Raw genomic sequence first — 16,666 nt, 5'->3', positions numbered from 1 at the left:
ATGCATAAAATCAGGTTCAGTATAAAAATCAAGAAAATAAAAATATGTTCCGCATAGTGGTATTGGTTTGATTTTCAAATTAAACGCATACTGTAAATGCCCATTCGCTGGGCGTTGAAGAATGGCTCATAACCTGAAGGTCGTAGGTTCAAATCCTACCCCCGCAACCAAATATTCCAACGGCTTAGCCCCGCTCCACACAGCGGGGCTTTTGCTTTAGGGCTACTTTGGGGCTACCTTTTTAAATCCGCTAATGTTTAACTGGTTGGACAAAAATTCTGATAATAAGGACATAACCTTGGATATCATTGACATTAGCCAGTCGGTTGTTATTTATTAGCGTATGAAAACGATGCGGATTGTTGTTGCTCTTTGTTTATTGGCTGGTTCGGTTCTGGCCGTTCCGTCATTTGCGGATAATCGCATCTTTGATGCTATGGCGTCTATTGCTTCAGACGCTATGGATCATGAATCAATGGATATGACTGGAGAGACTCCCTGTGTTGATAGTGCAGGAAATTGTCTATTTGCTGTCGGCCATTGCGCGGTAACAACACTTCCCGAGATTTCTTGCCACTCTGCACCTGTTGAGAAAGGGCGTATGTCAGCTTTGTTTGCAGATGACCGTTTGGTCGGTATGTATATAGATATGGATATACCCCCTCCTCGAGCGTGAATCCCATTTATTTAAAACGTAAATCGGATCGCCGTACCGTTGCGATCCATAAATGGCGATTACCAACATTCGAGGAAATACAATGAAAACCATCGACTCTCAGTCAATCTTTGCTTGTGTCCTTTCCTTAGGGATACTGCTGTTTGGTGTACCCGCAGTCGCGTCAGGGACTCACAATGGCATGATGGGTGAAACTGGTCGCGCAGGCGACCCTGAAAAGATTACGCGCACCATTGAAATCGTGATGCACGATAACTTCTATGAACCGGAAGAAATTTCCGTGAAAGAAGGTGAAACAGTCCGTTTCGTGATTAAGAATGCGGGTGAATTTGTGCATGAATTCAACATTGGTACCGCTGCAATGCATGCCTCTCATGGGTCCGAAATGGCAATGATGATGGACCATGGTGTTATTAAGGGCGGTATGATCGATTGGGAAGCAGCGAAAGCGATGCAGGCCTCTATGGGCCATGGTATGCATGAAGAGCCCAACAGCATTCTATTGGAAGCGGGTAAAACTGCAGAGCTTGTCTGGCAGTTCCCCGACCATGCGGAACTTGAATTCGCCTGCAACATTCCGGGTCACTATGACTCCGGCATGATGGGGCCAATCGAGCTTTCACACTAAGGGTTTCACCCTCCCAATAGAGGAAATTGCTATGACATATTCTCAAACACTGCGCGGCAGTGTGATCGGGATACTACTATCCTTTTCACTGCCAAATATCGGTTTGGCCGCTGAATACAGCCTAACCGTTGACCCGGTAACGATTGATACGGGTGATTTCACGAAACAAGGGATTGGGTACAATGGGGCTTCTCCAGGGCCTGTACTCCGATTTAAAGAAGGGGAGGACGTCACAATTAAAGTGACGAACAATCTTTCTGAGAAAACCTCGATCCATTGGCATGGGTTAATCCTGCCGTTTCAACAAGATGGTGTGCCGGGCATCAGTTATGACGGTATCAAGCCTGGAGAAACGTTCACGTATAATTTCCCAATCGTGCAGTCTGGCACCTACTGGTTCCACAGCCATAGTGGTTTTCAGGAACCAGATGGGGCTTATGGTGCCATTATTATCGAACCGACGGGGAGAGAGCCCTTTCGGTTTGATCGGGAATACGTGATTCAATTGACAGACGCTCATCCACAGTCTGGCAATCGTATCATGCGTAACCTTAAAATGATGCCGGACTATTACAATCGGAAGCAACGTACGCTATTCGATTTTCTGGATGACTCGGAGAGCAAAGGACTAGACGCTGCCCTCTCAGACCGCGCCGATTGGGGCGATATGCGAATGATGCCAACGGACATTGAAGACGTGCAAGGCTTTACACCCTTGATAAATGGCAAAGGGCCAAACCAGAACTGGACGGGCCTGTTTGAGCCAGGCGAGCGTATTCGACTACGATTCATCAATTCGTCTGCCATGACATATTATGACATCCGAATTCCAGGTCTGGACCTTTTGGTGGTTCAGGCAGACGGCAACAACGTGCAGCCAGTTAAAGTTGACGAGTTTCGCATTGCCGTTGCGGAAACCTACGATGTGATCGTGCGCCCCAAAGAAGCGCAGGCCTATACGATATTCGCTGAGTCAATGGGCCGAACGGCCTTTGCAAGAGCTACACTTGCACCTCAGGAGGGGATGGAAGCTGCTGTTCCTGAGATGCGTGCGGCACCGTTACTGACAATGGCAGATATGGGCATGTCCCACGATATGGAGGGCATGGATCATAGTGCTATGTCAGGCATGGATCACAGCGCCATGGCGGGTATGGATCACAGTTCTATGGCGGGCGGCACTCACACCATGCCTGATGGCACTGTGATGAGTGGCATGGGTGAAATGGCAGATCCTTACTATGCACCAGGGAGTGGTCTGACCCCGCAAGCCGCCAGTGGTGGGAAGTTTCTGTCCTACGCGGATTTAAAGGCTCAGAAGCCTCTTTACGATGATCGGGAAGCGACAAGAGAAATTGAAATACGGCTGACTGGAAATATGGAGCGCTATATCTGGTCGTTGAATGGGATCAAGTATAGCGATTCTGATCCTATCCGTTTGCAATATGGAGAGCGGGTGCGTTTCAAATTCGTCAATGAGACGATGATGACCCACCCCATGCATTTGCACGGTATGTGGTCCATTCTCGACAATGGGCAAGGCAAGTTTGATCCGATCAAACACGTGGTTAGTGTTGCGCCAGGGACAACTCTGTATATGGAGACGGAGGTCGATGCTCCCGGTCAATGGGCGTTCCATTGTCATCTATCCTACCATGCCGACAGCGGCATGTTTAGGAAGGTTATTGTCGAAGGTGGGCCAGGCAAACAATCGGCCGCTCTAACCCTCCCAAATGGAGGACAATAGGATGAGATGGATAGCACTCACCGCCCTTACTTTTTCATCTCTGTGTCTGGCTAGTTTCACCGCGGCGGCTGAACCGCTTGTTTGGGGCGTCAAAGCCGAGAACTTGGAATATCGATTGGGCAAAGGCCCTAAAAACCTATTTGCCTGGGACACAGAAGCCTTTGTTGGGTCAGACGAGTTGAAATTCGTCTGGCGCAGCGAAGGGGAGTTTGAGACACAGGCAGATGCCTTTGAGACCTTGGAGAACCAGTTGCTCCTTCAGACGCCCATCAGCACTTTCTTTGACGCGGTTGCTGGTGTGCGAGCAGAAACCCCAAAAGGACCAGACAGGCTTTCTGGAGTTATCGGCATAAAGGGGTTATCAAAACAATGGTTTGATGTGGAAGCAGATTTATTCCTATCGGAATATCCCGCTGCGCGGCTGGCCATTGACTATGAAGGACTGCTCACCAATCGCATAATCCTTACCCCAAGCATCGAGGTAAACCTTCCGTTCAACGATGACCGCGCCCGTGCCATCGGTGCGTGGGGACCAAAGGTCGAAGTGGGAGCGCGCCTCAGCTACGATCTCGTTGATAGGCTTCTGTCGCCTTACATTGGCATTCACCACGAACGAACCCTGGGTGAGTCTGCCAAATTACGGAGTGCCGAAGGAGAGGGTAATCAAGCAACCTATCTGGTGACAGGAGTTCGTGTCATCTTTTAGCGGAGCAAAGAGTTGCACTGATTGTGCCCATATGAGTGTGAAACTCTGACTCAAACTTTATGAAAGAATGCGCGTTCCGTCGTTCCGTTCCTTAGGGTGGGGAACGGCGGAACGCCATTCCAGAGCTTCAACATTTATTTTCCAACGGATACTTTCTTATCCTAAATTATCCTTGAATGCGGACGGTTCGTAACCGTAACGCGTTGCCAATCACTGAAACAGACGAGAGACTCATGGCCGCAGCAGCGAACATGGGTGAGATCAGTAATCCGAGGAATGGATAAAGCACACCTGCTGCGATTGGCACGCCGGCGGCGTTGTAGACGAGCGCAAAGAATAGATTTTGTTTGATGTTACGCATCGTTGCCACGGACAAACGCCGCGCTCTAACAATACCGCCTAAATCACCCTTCACCAGCGTAATTCCTGCGCTATCAATGGCGACGTCAGCGCCAGTACCCATAGCAATTCCAACGTCCGCCTGCGCCAGAGCGGGTGCATCGTTAACGCCGTCCCCCGCCATCGCTACCTTTCTACCCTGTTCTTGCAATTCCTTTATGATCCTCGCCTTGTCGGCAGGCAGCACATCGGCCCTTATCTCGTCAATCCCGAGGCGCGCTGCGACTGCTTTCGCCGTGCGCTCATTATCGCCAGTGGCCATGATGATATTGAGTCCCAGCGCGTGTAGTTCCTTAAGAGCATCCGGTGTTGTATTTTTGACCGGATCGGCAACACTGACTAAGCCCGCGATCTGGTTGCCGACGATAATGAACATTACCGTTTCTCCCTCGTCACGCCGCGCATCTGCTGTTTCAGACAAAGCTCCAGGGTTAAGACCTAGGTCTTCAACCAATCTGGCATTCCCAAGGGCGATCGACTGATCGTCCACAGTTCCTTTAACGCCCTTACCCGTGACGGCTTCAAAATCAGTTGCGTCGGCAAGTGCAATGCCGCGTTCCCTAGCACCAGAGATAATCGCTTCCGCCAGTGGATGTTCGGAACCGCGTTCTAGGCTCGCTGCCAGACGCAGTACTTCTTCTTCGCTATGATTTGGCTGTGCGATCACGGCGACCAGTTTGGGCTTCCCTTCTGTTAACGTACCTGTCTTGTCGACAATTAAGGTATCAATTTTGGCGAACTGCTCCAGCGCCTCAGCGTTCTTGATCAGGACGCCAGCCTGTGCCCCGCGTCCAGTTGCAGTCATGATCGACACAGGTGTTGCCAGACCCAGCGCACAGGGACAGGCGATAATTAACACTGCGATGGCCGAGACCAGCGCATAGGCGAAAACCGGTGATGGTCCCCAAATTGACCAAGCAATGAAAGCTAAGACAGAGACGCCGATAACCACCGGCACAAAATACCCGGCAACGCTGTCTGCCAGCTTTTGAATTGGCGCACGTGAACGCTGGGCCGATGCGACCATATCGACGATCTGTGACAGCATGGTATCCTTGCCGACGCGCTTGGCTTCAATGATCAGACTTCCTGTGCCGTTGATGGTTGCGCCAGTCACCGGGTCACCGGCAATCTTTTCGACGGGCACTGGTTCACCAGAAATCATCGACTCATCAATTGATGAACGACCTTCCAGTATTTCACCGTCAACGGCGACTTTCTCACCCGGCCTAACACGGAGTTTATCTCCTACCTGGACATCTTCAACCGCGACTTCCTCTTCCGTTCCGTCGGGGCGAATGACGCGTGCGGTTTTGGCGGCGAGATCTAGTAGGGCGCGGATCGCGGCACCAGTGCGTTCACGTGCTCCGAGTTCAAGGATTTGACCTAAAAGTACAAGAACAACGATCACCGCTCCGGCTTCAAAATAGACACCAACATGCCCGTTAGAATCCCGAAAACCCGCTGGGAATATACTCGGGGCTAGGACGGCAACAACACTAAAGAGGAATGCCGAAGAAACCCCCATGCCGATCAGCGAGAACATATTTAGGTTCATAGTTCGGAATGACTGCCAGCCTCGTACAAGAAACGGCCAGCCAGACCAAAGGATGACGGGTGTTCCTAGTAACAACTCGATCCACAAAACAATGCGTTCTCCAATCCAGTCCCGCACGGGTAAACCTACCATTGGCCCCATTGTTAGGATGAGAAGAGGCACCGTGAGCACTGCACCAACGGCAAAACGCCTTTTGAAATCAACTAACTCTGGGTTTGGGCCTTCGTCTTTTGAGGGAAGCCCCTTGGGCTCAAGTGCCATGCCACATTTTGGGCAGGTGCCGGGGCCAATTTGCTCTATTTCCGGGTGCATTGGGCAGGTATAGACGGTTCCCTCTGGCATAGTTTCTTCTCTGACTTTGTTTCCTAGGTACTCATCAGGTGCACCTATAAATTTCTCCCTGCATCGGTTTGAGCAGAAATAGTAATTATGCCCCTTATGTTCGGCGGTTGGATTGTCATTGCTTAAGTCGACCTTCATACCGCAGACCGGATCATGTTCAATATTTTCAATCATATTACTTTTCATAATTGCCTCCTAGTTCGTGTACCTTGAAGACGTTGAGGCCTCCGGTTACTGGAAGGTCAAGTTAAATAATGACAAAAATGGTTTGGCTGAAATTATGTATTGCGCACTAATTTATGTTGTTCTTGATGTTCGACATACTACAGGACGTACCAATTGACTTTATCTGCATAACTGCTTCTTCAAAGCCTTGTCCAGGCATGAAGGCCTAGTCCGTGTAGGGCAGTAACACAGGACAGACAGAAGAACGTTTTGCCGATTCCCCGATCTGCAAAAACCATACTGATCGACCCTTCAGGCATCCAAGGCGCACGAAGCATCTCCCGCTTTGGCAGCTCCATACGGGTGAAGTCGTTCACAGTGATCAAGTGATACTGGGTCTTTGTTGTCTGGAAGAGCCAATCGTTAGGGATGGGAGCGGCGTTTATATCCCTGTATCGTTCAAACTCCATACTTAGGGTCGACCCTAAGGAATCATTCTCTAAGGCATCTGCGTGCCTTAGAAATGCCGTCTCTAAGGAAGGGTCGTCTAAAGGGTCGTTTCTTAAGGGATCAATTCCTAAGGAAACGGAGCCTAAGGAAATATCCCCTAAGGAAACGCCCTCTATAGGGGATAGCCCATCCCAACTCTCCATCCCGTCACGGGATGCCAGAAAATCGCAGACGTCCCCTTTCTCATACATAGGGAATTGCACCAACTTGATCTCATGCAAAAATGGGAAGTGTCTCACCTGGTCATAGACTGCCTTGGCATAGCGCATTCCAGGCTCGTCATTGTCTGGCAGTATGTAGATATGGCTTGCATCCCTTAGAGTTGACCAATCGGCCTTAACTGCCTGACAGCTTCCCCCGAGACTTGTCACAGCTTGAAGGTCTAGCCCGTGCAGGGCAGCGGCACATTTCTCTCCCTCTACAATGTAGATCGGTTCTGCGAAATCGGTGATATAATCCAGCCCGTATATACGGAGATGGGTAGAGTGGTCGTCTGGGATACCCGGTTTCCCGTCCGTACGGAAGTAGGGGATGATCTGCTTTTCAGCTTTTCCATACGTAGGGGAAATTTCCCCCTCCATACGTACGACATAGCCAATGGCTTCCCCATCCCGTGTTTTATAGTCCCATCGCTTGACCGGGCGCATCACAGGCCTCCCTTCAGCTCTTTAAGAGCCCCAAGGAAGCCAACATGATTGGCTTTCATATGGAAGGTGATGATATCGCCCCCTTGTTCGCCGCAAGAGAAGCACTTGAACGCCCCTGTCGCCTTGTTCACGACAAAGGAGCCAGGGCGGGTGTCGGCGTGGAAGGGGCAAAGCCCCTCCCACATATGCCAGCCCTGTCTGGTCGGCTTTCCGAAACAGCCTTTCAGCGTTTTCGTGTAATAGCGTTCCGGGGAGAGGGACCGCTTTAGAGTTTCGGCTGGGTTCGTCATGATCAACCCTCCCCATAAATGCGAGAGTTGATGAAGGCTTGCACATCCGCTTCCCGATACCTGACCAACCGGCCCGATTTCACATAGGGAAGGTTATAGCGTTTCGTCGCACGCCATACGGCAAGCGTCCCGACAGTGACGCCCAGAATCTTAGATACGTCTTCTTTGGTTAAGAGTCGTTGTGTCATTTGAAATTACCCCAGTTAGATTTACTGCCACGAACACAGCGCTCAATGGCTTCAGGGCAACCTCTAGTGATTGGCGTTAATCAAATAGGTTCCAAATTGGGGACAACTTTTTGCCCAAAAATCTCACCTAATTTTAAGAAGGACAAAACGCTCAGTTGTGGCGTAGTCGTCTTTGGCCTGTTTGATGATGGGGAATAAGTCTTCACGTATTGAGATGTTGAATTTCTCACCGCCAGCCTCCCCTTTGATGGCTTTGAGAAACGCCTCAAGACATTTCCCGAACGTTCCTTCCCGGTAGGCCGTGATTTCGACCCCGCATTTACTGAGTTCCCGAGCAAGCTCGGTTGCCAGGATGGGTTTCAGGTTTGTGAGTGAATATTGTGTCGATTTCTCAGACTGACCTAAACTGTCAATTGCGTCGGTGCAGGCTTGTCGTAGTGTTTCGATAGAGTCGTTTGCATCAATGTAAGTCTCGAACATGTCTGGAAGTTTGGCGATTATTGCCATGCGGGCATTGTCGCTTATTTTGTCACTTTGCAAGGTGGAGACTTTTTCCAGTGCGTTTTCAAACTGAGTGAGTTGGCGTTTTATTTTTTTGTTCTTTATCGCATCTCTTTCGATCAAGATTTTCTCGCGGAAGATACCAATGAAGTTATTCACCTGATCCGCGAAAGCCTTATCAAACTTAGTATCAGTAATCTTCTCAAACTTCGCTATGAGGGTCTGAAGTTCGCCCTCTGACAGTTCGTATGGTTTGCGCGTATCCCGTAAATTCATTTGTGCATTTTCCCTAAGCTTAGCATCGTGGCAGTCGCCGAATTAACCGACGCCCGTATCGGATCATTGTGCAGACGAGCATATACCTGAGTCGATTGCTGTGACTTATGCCCAAGGGATTTTCCGATCACCTGAAGACTTGCCCCGGCAATCGCCTGATAGCTGCCAAAGGTGCGCCGGATATCGTGGAGGCGGATATCCATTAAGCTGGTCGGGAGCTCTAATCCCAGCTTGTCACAGTCGGCTTCAACCTTTGCATAGAGTGTCCCCACGTCATGATCGTCTGGGAGAGTCTCTGAGGCCCTCTGGATCACCGCCGCTAGTCTTGGGTCGTCTGACCATGCTTTAAGCGTTGCGCGTTGCTTAACCCGTATCCAGGCCTTCTTAGGATCGTTTAGGTGCCCGGTCTTGCTGGCCTCACTGGTGAAGACCCAAGGACTGCCAGGGGACGCCTTTAGGCGACGCTCCAGGATTGCTTCTGCTTCTGGGGCCAAAGTTACCAGCACCGGCTCCCCATTCTTGGTATCGGGAATGCGCCACGTCTTGTTGTGCCAATCAATCTGTTCCCATCGCATTTCAAGGACGTTGGTTTTACGTGCGCCGGTAAACAGCGATATCAGGATATAATCCCGCGCCACTTCGTTATGCTCTTCGTCCACGGCTTCCAGAAGCAGGGGCATTTCATTGGGGAGGATATAGCGGTCCCGCGACTGTTCTTTGAACTTCTTGATCCCTTGGGTCGGATTGACGCCCTCCCACCCCCATTCAATTGCCTTGTTGAACATCGCCCGGATGCGCTCAAGCATTCGGTTCGCCTGATAGAGCCCGTTCTTCTCTCTCATGCTGATATGCAGGGATTTAATCTCGTATTTGCTGATATCCGAGATTTTGCGATTAAACCAATGGGACAGGAACTTATTGATCTCCCGTTCATCATAACGCCACGACTTTTTCTCAAGTTTGCTGTAACGCTCCATATAGGACGCAAAGAGCTCTTTCAGCGTGATCTCTTGGCGCATGCGGTTCTTAGCGACATTGGGGTTCTCTCCCCCTGCTAATGCCCCTTTGGCTTTTGTGGCCTCCCGACGCGCATTCTCAATAGTCATATCGGGGAAGGTGCCCAAGGTCACTCGCACGGGTCGCCCCTGGTGTTTCTGATAGAGCTGAAAGGTCTTCTGACCATTCGCCGTCACTCGCAAAATAAGCCCCTTCACACGGCTGTCCTTAAAGGAGAAGCGATCTCCTTTGGCGGGGAGGGGGACACCCATCAAAAGGGCCTTCGTGAAGTTCACTGTGTCGTTTGGGGCTACCATGGGGCTACCTATTTGCGTCATTTTACCGAATCTTGAGAGATCATCGTTAAACGAAAATGACGCATAAAGCTATATAAAATAACAATTTAATATGATAGCGTATGATACGTTAACCAATAGCCTGTTTGGCTCATAACCTGAAGGTCGTAGGTTCAAACCCTACCCCCGCAACCAAATAAGACACTGAAATCACTGACTAAATCAAAAAGTCTCGCTCTTCGGAGCGGGGCATTTTTGCGTTTGGGAGTAATTTGGGAGTAATTGCTCCCAAAAATGCCCAACACGTTCCAACGGTCTGCCTAGGCTCAGGACCTATTAATTTGCATTGATGAGCGAATAGTGATTCACCGTGGCAAAGGAGTTTGCCATGACGGATATGTTTCTTCTCTCTGCCGATCAAATGTCGAAGATTGAGCCCTTTTTCCGAAGTCGCACGGTGTTGCGCGTGTGGATGATCGCCGGGTTATCTCCGGGATCATCTATGTTCTGAAGCATGGTCTACAATGGAAAGATGCCCCACCGGGCTATGGCCCACACAAGACGCTGTATAACCGCTTTCGACGGTGGACAGTTTTGGGAGTGTTTGATCGGATTTTCAGTAACTTGGCTTCAGCGGATGGGCCACCCAATATGCTGATGCTCGACGCGACACATCTGAAGGCTCACCGCACGGCGTCGAGCCTCCTAAAAGGGGGGTACTTTCCCGCCACATCGGGCGTACAAAAGGCGGGTTAAACACGAAACTGCATGCTGTGTGCGATGGCGAAGGCCGTCCGTTGCTGATGTGCCTGACAGCAGGACAAGTATCCGATCATATTGGCGCGAAGATCCTGTATCCCACGCTGCCCGACCGAGAGGGCGCAATCTTGATCGCAAACAAGGGGTATAACAGCGACGAGTACCGCGCAGCCCTGCAGGCCAAGGGCATCATCCCCTGCATCCCTCCCAGAAAAGGCAGAAATGCTCCTGCGTCATTCTGCAAGGTCACGTATAAACAACGCCATAAGGTCGGAAACATGTTCGGAAAAATGAAGGATTGGCGACGTATCGCAACTAGGTATGATCGCCGTGCAGACATCTTTATGGTCGCCATAACAATCGCTGTAATCGTTATATGGTGGATTCAATGAGTCCTGACCCTAGCTCATCAGTAGTATGAAAATGGCGGAAAATTGGGATATTATTGAAATACGTCTCTACGCTTCCCAAAATAATTATGTGGAGAATAAAGGAGACTGTTATGAATGAACTTTCAAAACGTACTCAGCATTTCACAACTGGTGAAATTTAACCCCGCACTATCTGAATCGATGATCAGATGGTGGATCTTTAACGCAAAAGCCAATGGCTTCCACAAATGCCTCATCAAAATAGGTGGGCGCATTTTTGTTGATCGTAGCGTCTTCGAGCAGTGGCTCGAAGAGCAACGTCAGTAACCTCAATCGAAAGACGGTGGTTCGGGCGGGTCTCCACGCTTCGCCTGCCGCCGATCTTCCGCTCTCTTTTTGGCTTCGGCTATCTCCCTCTGGTACTCCTCATCTTCATCGAACTCCTGATCTGCCGGTTCGGCTTCTAGGCCATAGACTCATTAACTTCTGAGCCAGATTTGGATGGCGGCGAGTTTAAGCATGGCGAGGTAGTTAGCGGCGTGTTTTTCATATCGTGTCGCGATGCGTCGGAAGTGTTTGATACGATTGAAGAACCGCTCGACCCTGTTGCGTTCCTTATACAATCTCTTACTGAAGCAGGCCTTCCATTTTCGATGCCGCTTGGACGGGATGTTCGGCGCGGCTCCGGCCTCGGCGACCCACGGCAGTGACATGGCCGATGCCATGGTCACGCAGGACCCACGCGTGCTGGGGGAGATACAAAAAGACATTGTTGGCCACACCGGAAAGCGTGAGGCCGACAAAGCCTATCGGGCGCTAGTCAAGCACCGCCGCCAGTGGCGTGACGCACGGGACAGAGTTGCAGGTGCATTTTCCCGCATTGACCAGCAGAGGCGGGCGATGGAGCTTGCTGTCAGAGATTATGAAGCGCTCCAACGCTCAGGTGGGAATGCAGGTTGGATAAGTGGTGTGGTTCTGGAGAAGATTAAGGCCCGGGCAAAGGCGCTGGACCGAGTAACCGGCGATATGATCCATAAAGCCCGCCTTGCCGAGGATCGCAAAGAGCAGCTCTACCGGGCATGGCGTAAACACGAAGAGCGACGCCGCCAGCGTGAGCGGGAACGTGGCATGCGGGATTTGGGGCTTTGACCCTCATTGATGGTCAGTAAAGCGTTTTCGTAAAGCGACATAAGCATCTGTAACCGAAACATCTTCATCCCGCTTGACCTTAAACCGTCGCTCTTTTGCGACGCATGCGGCGTTTCGGTCTTTCCCCCAACTCTTACCAGGGAGCCCGATTTTTTCGGGTACAGACTTATGGATGCAAACACTGATCCTCGTGATGTACTCCCCGTTAACCGCTGGACGACCAAACAGGAAGTCCGCAAGCAAATGTGGGAGCGGCAATCCTGGTCGACGCGCTATGACCTTGTTACTCCGACGGAGGACAAGCTCGATCAATCCTTGCTCTTTCTGACGCGCGACATGGGCCTCGATGATGCCCTTGAGCCGTTTCGTATCTTCGTCTCTGAACGGGCGCTGTCGCTCTTCAATCAGGTGACGTGGATGGGCAAGGAGTATGTCGAAGCGAGTAATGAAGCAAAACAGGCATATGAAGAAGCCAACGGCCTTAATGGTCGTTACAAGAGCATCGTCGGCGCTGTGCTTCAACTCCGCTTCGCAGCAGCTACCGCTGCGAATGTTGCGGTGAAAAAGGCTCTCGGAGAGTGCGGCCAGAGGTACGACAACTTCCATGACGTCAAGCGTCAGGAAGGTCTTATCCTGGCTGAAAAGCTCATCAATGTTTTAAAATCGGAGGGCTTGCTCTAAATGCGCAAGTCAGAAGCCACCCCTCGGGGTGGCTTCTTTTTGTTCTGAAAGACGAAGTTATAAGCGGACATTCAATCGAGCTTTTGGCGGAAGTTAATTTGATAAACTGTATTAAATTCCGACTCTTGAGGTTCTCGCCAAACGGACATTTATGCGGACATGACTGCATCAAGGATTTGGTTCGGCTGTTTACCTTTTATGGTCTGCTTTGTCTGAAACCCGGATAAACGAAAGCGCCCTTGAGCAGGTCGCAGTCCCGTTCAGTTACCCCTGTGGAGCGCATCACAGTGTACCAGGACTTGCCAACGGCCTCTTGCATTTCTGCAATGATGGCTTCCGCTTCCTCTCGGTTCAGCAGGAACCGTTCACACTGGGACAGCAGATTCTCCATATTGGCAAAGCGCCCCTGATCTCCGCAGGTAAGGGCAAGGTCGCGTTGTTCCAGGCTTACAGGTGCCGAAGGCGTAAGGTCATAGGCAGGAGAGAGTTTCCAGTCCCTGTCCTTGGCAATGATGGCATGGTTGCGGGGGTGATCATCTGTGTTCGAAATAAGGGCGTTAAAGCACATGCGGCGAAAGAGTTCGTTCGCCTGCTTCTTCGGCTCCGTGCATGTGCGGCGCAGTTCCTCTGCCAATAACACGTATGACCAGCGGTCACGGGAGCGGTGACTGTCCTCTGCACGAAGCAGCGTGAGGCCGCTGATCATCCGAGCCCTCAGATAACCAGCGTCTGTTTTCTCTCTATCAAACCGTTTGACGAGCAATACATCCCTGCCGCCGATTGTGATCACCCTGCTTGTCGATACCGTCAGCCCGCAATCGCGCGCCAGTAAAAGCATGCTGTGTTCAACCCGTGCCTGATTCCATTTGTCGTCCGGGCGACTGAATTTTGCGATCCACAGCCCGTCATCATCCTCTACAACGGCTTTTGGCCTTGCGCCCCCCATGGAGGTGCCGACGAGCAGTAGTTCCTCGATCTGGCCTGCTGCCGCATCAGGGCTCACGTCCTCTTCGCTAATGATTGCGTCTGCGATGGCCAGCAGTTTTCCCAGGTCAAGTGTCTGGTTAAAGTCTCGTCGAGGTGCAGGAGGTTGCGGTCCAATACCAAACCCGAGAGCGCCTGCACGGTCATCGGGGGAGTGCAGCAGATAGTCGAGCTCACCCAGTTGCGCCCGCCCTGCATGGCGTTCAATGACCCGTCGTCCCCAATAGTCAGGCCCTGCATCTCGAAGGGCACCGAATACCCCACCCATTGCTGTTGTTTCATAGGTTCGAGGGGCAAGCTTCAGCTCAGCCGGGTCAAGTTCTACCGCATCCGGACGATCTCTGTAGCTACGGCCATAGATGAACCGCCCGACAGAAACCCCGTGCCTGTCTTTGGTAAGAACAAAACGCCCAGCCGTTACGGGCTCTGTCTGGCCAGGCAGGGTAATGTAAACAAAGCATTCGGACTGGCCCATCTCAGAAGTCATCGCTTAACCCCTTCGCTGTACCGGCGCGCGCGCGCTCACGGGGTTTAGCAAGTGCTTTGCCCTCTTCGTCATGATTTGGATCGGCAACGACGGAGAGCTGGTCGATGAGACCAAGCGCCCACAGGATTGCGGCATATATGGCTATACCTGTTGACGGTTTCCCCTTTTCGGCGGAGGAAACCACATGCCGTCCAACGCCAACCTTTTCTGCTACCTGTTGAAGTGACAGATTACGGCGCAACCGCGCAGTGCGCAGATTAGCACCAAGTGTTTTCAGGGACATTTCCACCTCATAGGGTGGCGCTGTCAGGAGTGGATTTCGGGCAACCATGGTCGCTTGAGGCTCCGCATTTAATGATTAGGGTATCTCAAGCTACCATATAGGTATTTTGCAGTCATTTCAACAAGAATAGTTTCTTGAGGTGCCGTAATGTGGATTTATGGCGTCTTGAGATCCCAAATGTTTGTTTCAGCAATCATTTAAAAGAGAACAGGGCCGCCCAGAGGGCGACCTTGCTGATATCCGCAGGTCAATCCTGCCACTTGTCCCATTTGCCCCAGAAACGCCATTCCCAGCGGTCGAAGTAGCGTATCTTGTCGGCCAGGATGGGACGCATCCCCTGAACAAACAGCAGTTGCCTCCCGGCGAAGGGCCGTCACCTCACCCGTGGAGGCTGCACGCGCTGTATCACCAGCAAGTCGGCGCTTGCCAGCTTCAAGAAACTCCTTTGACCATTTGTGTAATAAATGCTCTCGGCGATGCCTTCGCGCCGACACAACTCGGCAATAGATTCTTCGCCAAGCAAGCCGTCTAGAACGATACGGATCTTTTCTTCAGCAGAATATTGCTTCCGGGTCGCCCGGCGAATGTCCTTAATGGCCTTGTCGCTACCTGTCTGTCGTGTCTGCGATTTCTGTCTCATCTTCATTCCCCTTCGGGTCATTACGATGAACCAGAAATCCTCTCCTATGCAATTCCACTAATCTGTCCCATAGGCGCTGACGTCAGACATGTGGAAACCGAACGTACATCATGACCGCGAACTGGATGATCTCGGGTGACGTCTTTGAAATAACGGAATGGTGATTTTGTCATCTAAGGAGGCTATCCGGATACTCAAATTGCCTCAATCTAGTTTCTTCTGACAATGTCGCAGCGACAATTTGAAGGCTAATCGAGCCGCTGCTCTCGCCGAGTGGCGCCAGATTTATTCGACATAGGTTCCATCATTTAACCACATGCTGAGACTGGTTCGAATTGCTCTGACACTACCCTGAAAATATTCGATGAGATGAGATCGCAGGTCAAGTAGAAGCCGCCTCAATATAGCCTGCGCAGGCTATATTGAGCTGGGTATCAAACACGCCACACAAGACTGTATTATGTTACATATTCCCAGTCGTGGTCATGCCAACAGCAATTTCCAGGCAGGACGGGTGCAGAGACGCCGCTGTGTTCACAGCATCCGCCTTTCCACCAATCTGCGCCGGCACCGTGGCAATATTTGTCGTCTGCGCCGACCATCTTCATAAACATCGGGTGGTAGTTGCGGCAGACTTCCAATTCCGTCTTCACCCAGTGAAGCGGGTCCTTGGCATAGTGATCCCAGTAATCCCCATCCATGTTGATGCCGGGGACGGCAGGGTTCCAGCTTTCATCCATCCACATTTCCGGATCGCCATATTTCGAGCAGATCTTGCGGATTTCCGGGTCGTCGAGCGCCTGAAGGCGACCATTTTCAATGATATTCTCGTTATCCCCGGCCATTTCACAGGTATAGGTCGGGAAGTAGAGGTGTAGATGCCAATGGCCGACAAGATGGCCCATACGGGCTGCTTCCCGTTCCGCCATAGACGAAATGATGGTGCCAAAGCCCATATGGATAACGCCGGACCGGACTCGCTCATACAAGCAATTCACAAAGCCTGACGGGAAGTCCTTACGGGGGCGATGGATATGCGGATTGGTGCCAATCGATGCTTCCCACCAATGCATGATACCTTTGTCAGGGAAGGTCGGATATTGGATATCCTTGGTCTGCTCCATAACATCGCGCAGTTTGCGGCCAAATTCGCCGCCTTCATTGATCTGTGTGATTTTGGAGTTTTCCACGACCAATTGGGTCCAGTCACAAGGCGCGATATGGTTGGTGGTGCCCGCAATGATGCCACAGCCGTCTTCTTTGAACGGATGGAACATCCAGGGGCGTCCGGTAATGTGGCCCGGCAGATAGGTCTTGCCGAAATGCTCATTCCCGGTCCAGGTCCGCGCGGTTAATTCCGGATTATAGAATTCGCGATTGGCATCCC

16 protein-coding genes and 3 pseudogenes are annotated in these 16,666 nt (G+C 51.2%); 8 read left to right on the top strand and 11 right to left on the bottom strand.

Features of this window, described 5'->3' with window-relative positions:
- Positions 1 to 352 precede the first annotated feature (352 nt).
- The 4 genes from ACOSDM_RS19685 (at position 353) to ACOSDM_RS19670 (ending at position 3,757) form a co-directional block, all read left to right on the top strand.
- Positions 353 to 676, top strand: a complete 324-nt coding sequence (locus ACOSDM_RS19685; protein ID WP_420726250.1) for a hypothetical protein — start codon at positions 353 to 355, stop codon at positions 674 to 676.
- A 181-nt stretch (positions 677 to 857) separates the two neighbouring features.
- Positions 858 to 1,304: a cupredoxin domain-containing protein gene (locus ACOSDM_RS19680; RefSeq protein WP_420726249.1), complete on the top strand. Its 447-nt coding sequence runs from the start codon at positions 858 to 860 to the stop codon at positions 1,302 to 1,304.
- A gap of 31 nt (positions 1,305 to 1,335) precedes the next feature.
- The gene (locus ACOSDM_RS19675) at positions 1,336 to 3,051 is read left to right on the top strand and encodes a copper resistance system multicopper oxidase (protein ID WP_420726248.1); all 1,716 of its coding nucleotides are present in this window, start codon (positions 1,336 to 1,338) and stop codon (positions 3,049 to 3,051) included.
- Between the two features lies 1 nt (position 3,052).
- Entirely contained in the window at positions 3,053 to 3,757 is a 705-nt protein-coding gene (locus ACOSDM_RS19670) for a copper resistance protein B (RefSeq protein WP_420726247.1), read from the top strand.
- 166 nt (positions 3,758 to 3,923) lie between these two features.
- On the opposite strand, the gene ACOSDM_RS19665 is transcribed toward ACOSDM_RS19670, so the two are convergent.
- From ACOSDM_RS19665 to ACOSDM_RS19640, 6 genes are all read right to left on the bottom strand, one after another.
- Complete coding sequence (locus ACOSDM_RS19665) at positions 3,924 to 6,242, bottom strand: heavy metal translocating P-type ATPase (protein WP_420726246.1); 2,319 nt, start codon at positions 6,240 to 6,242, stop codon at positions 3,924 to 3,926.
- A gap of 179 nt (positions 6,243 to 6,421) precedes the next feature.
- Positions 6,422 to 7,378 (bottom strand): toprim domain-containing protein, encoded by a 957-nt coding sequence (locus ACOSDM_RS19660; RefSeq protein WP_420726245.1) that lies wholly within the window; start codon positions 7,376 to 7,378, stop codon positions 6,422 to 6,424.
- Positions 7,378 to 7,668 carry a CHC2 zinc finger domain-containing protein gene (locus tag ACOSDM_RS19655; protein WP_420726244.1) on the bottom strand — a complete coding sequence of 97 codons (291 nt, stop codon included), beginning with the start codon at positions 7,666 to 7,668 and terminating at the stop codon, positions 7,378 to 7,380. Before ACOSDM_RS19655 ends, ACOSDM_RS19660 begins: the two co-directional genes overlap by 1 nt.
- A gap of 2 nt (positions 7,669 to 7,670) precedes the next feature.
- Positions 7,671 to 7,856, bottom strand: coding sequence for a helix-turn-helix transcriptional regulator (locus ACOSDM_RS19650; RefSeq protein WP_420726243.1), 186 nt, complete (start codon positions 7,854 to 7,856; stop codon positions 7,671 to 7,673).
- A gap of 123 nt (positions 7,857 to 7,979) precedes the next feature.
- The gene (locus ACOSDM_RS19645; RefSeq protein WP_420726242.1) at positions 7,980 to 8,633 is read right to left on the bottom strand and encodes a hypothetical protein; all 654 of its coding nucleotides are present in this window, start codon (positions 8,631 to 8,633) and stop codon (positions 7,980 to 7,982) included.
- Positions 8,630 to 9,901 carry a tyrosine-type recombinase/integrase gene (locus ACOSDM_RS19640; protein ID WP_420726241.1) on the bottom strand — a complete coding sequence of 424 codons (1,272 nt, stop codon included), beginning with the start codon at positions 9,899 to 9,901 and terminating at the stop codon, positions 8,630 to 8,632. The genes ACOSDM_RS19645 and ACOSDM_RS19640 overlap by 4 nt, the downstream gene beginning before the upstream one ends.
- A gap of 412 nt (positions 9,902 to 10,313) precedes the next feature.
- On the opposite strand from ACOSDM_RS19640, the pseudogene ACOSDM_RS19635 reads away from it, so the two are divergent.
- Positions 10,314 to 11,076 (top strand): annotated as a pseudogene (locus ACOSDM_RS19635) (IS5 family transposase).
- Positions 11,077 to 11,190: 114 nt separating this feature from the next.
- Positions 11,191 to 11,382: a DNA-binding protein gene (locus ACOSDM_RS19630; RefSeq protein ID WP_420726240.1), complete on the top strand. Its 192-nt coding sequence runs from the start codon at positions 11,191 to 11,193 to the stop codon at positions 11,380 to 11,382.
- Positions 11,383 to 11,534: 152 nt separating this feature from the next.
- Here the strand turns inward: ACOSDM_RS19630 and ACOSDM_RS19625 are convergent.
- Positions 11,535 to 11,741, bottom strand: a pseudogene (locus ACOSDM_RS19625) (transposase); the annotation flags it as partial.
- A gap of 25 nt (positions 11,742 to 11,766) precedes the next feature.
- On the opposite strand from ACOSDM_RS19625, the gene ACOSDM_RS19620 reads away from it, so the two are divergent.
- Together ACOSDM_RS19620 and ACOSDM_RS19615 are read left to right on the top strand one after the other, a co-directional pair.
- Positions 11,767 to 12,204, top strand: coding sequence for a hypothetical protein (locus ACOSDM_RS19620; protein WP_420726239.1), 438 nt, complete (start codon positions 11,767 to 11,769; stop codon positions 12,202 to 12,204).
- A gap of 168 nt (positions 12,205 to 12,372) precedes the next feature.
- A complete protein-coding gene (locus ACOSDM_RS19615) occupies positions 12,373 to 12,885 on the top strand; it encodes a hypothetical protein (RefSeq protein ID WP_420726238.1) in 513 nt (170 codons plus the stop codon).
- Between the two features lie 196 nt (positions 12,886 to 13,081).
- Here the strand turns inward: ACOSDM_RS19615 and ACOSDM_RS19610 are convergent, their stop codons facing one another.
- From ACOSDM_RS19610 to ACOSDM_RS19595, 4 genes and pseudogenes are all read right to left on the bottom strand, one after another.
- On the bottom strand, positions 13,082 to 14,356 hold the full coding sequence (locus ACOSDM_RS19610; RefSeq protein WP_420726237.1) for a type II toxin-antitoxin system HipA family toxin: 1,275 nt from the start codon (positions 14,354 to 14,356) through the stop codon (positions 13,082 to 13,084).
- A complete protein-coding gene (locus ACOSDM_RS19605) occupies positions 14,346 to 14,639 on the bottom strand; it encodes a helix-turn-helix transcriptional regulator (RefSeq protein WP_420726236.1) in 294 nt (97 codons plus the stop codon). The genes ACOSDM_RS19610 and ACOSDM_RS19605 overlap by 11 nt, the downstream gene beginning before the upstream one ends.
- Positions 14,640 to 14,983: 344 nt before the next feature.
- Positions 14,984 to 15,279: pseudogene (locus tag ACOSDM_RS19600) on the bottom strand (transposase); the annotation flags it as partial.
- Between the two features lie 458 nt (positions 15,280 to 15,737).
- Positions 15,738 to 16,666 (bottom strand): hypothetical protein (locus ACOSDM_RS19595; protein ID WP_420726235.1); only part of this gene is annotated, 929 nt, incomplete at its 5' end.

The sequence above is a fragment of the Hwanghaeella sp. LZ110 genome (genome assembly GCF_048892525.1).
In the GTDB taxonomy this organism is placed as follows: domain Bacteria; phylum Pseudomonadota; class Alphaproteobacteria; order UBA8366; family Aestuariispiraceae; genus Pacificispira.
The sequence above is the reverse complement of the archived record's forward strand: the minus strand, read 5'-3'. Positions and strand labels throughout refer to the sequence as shown.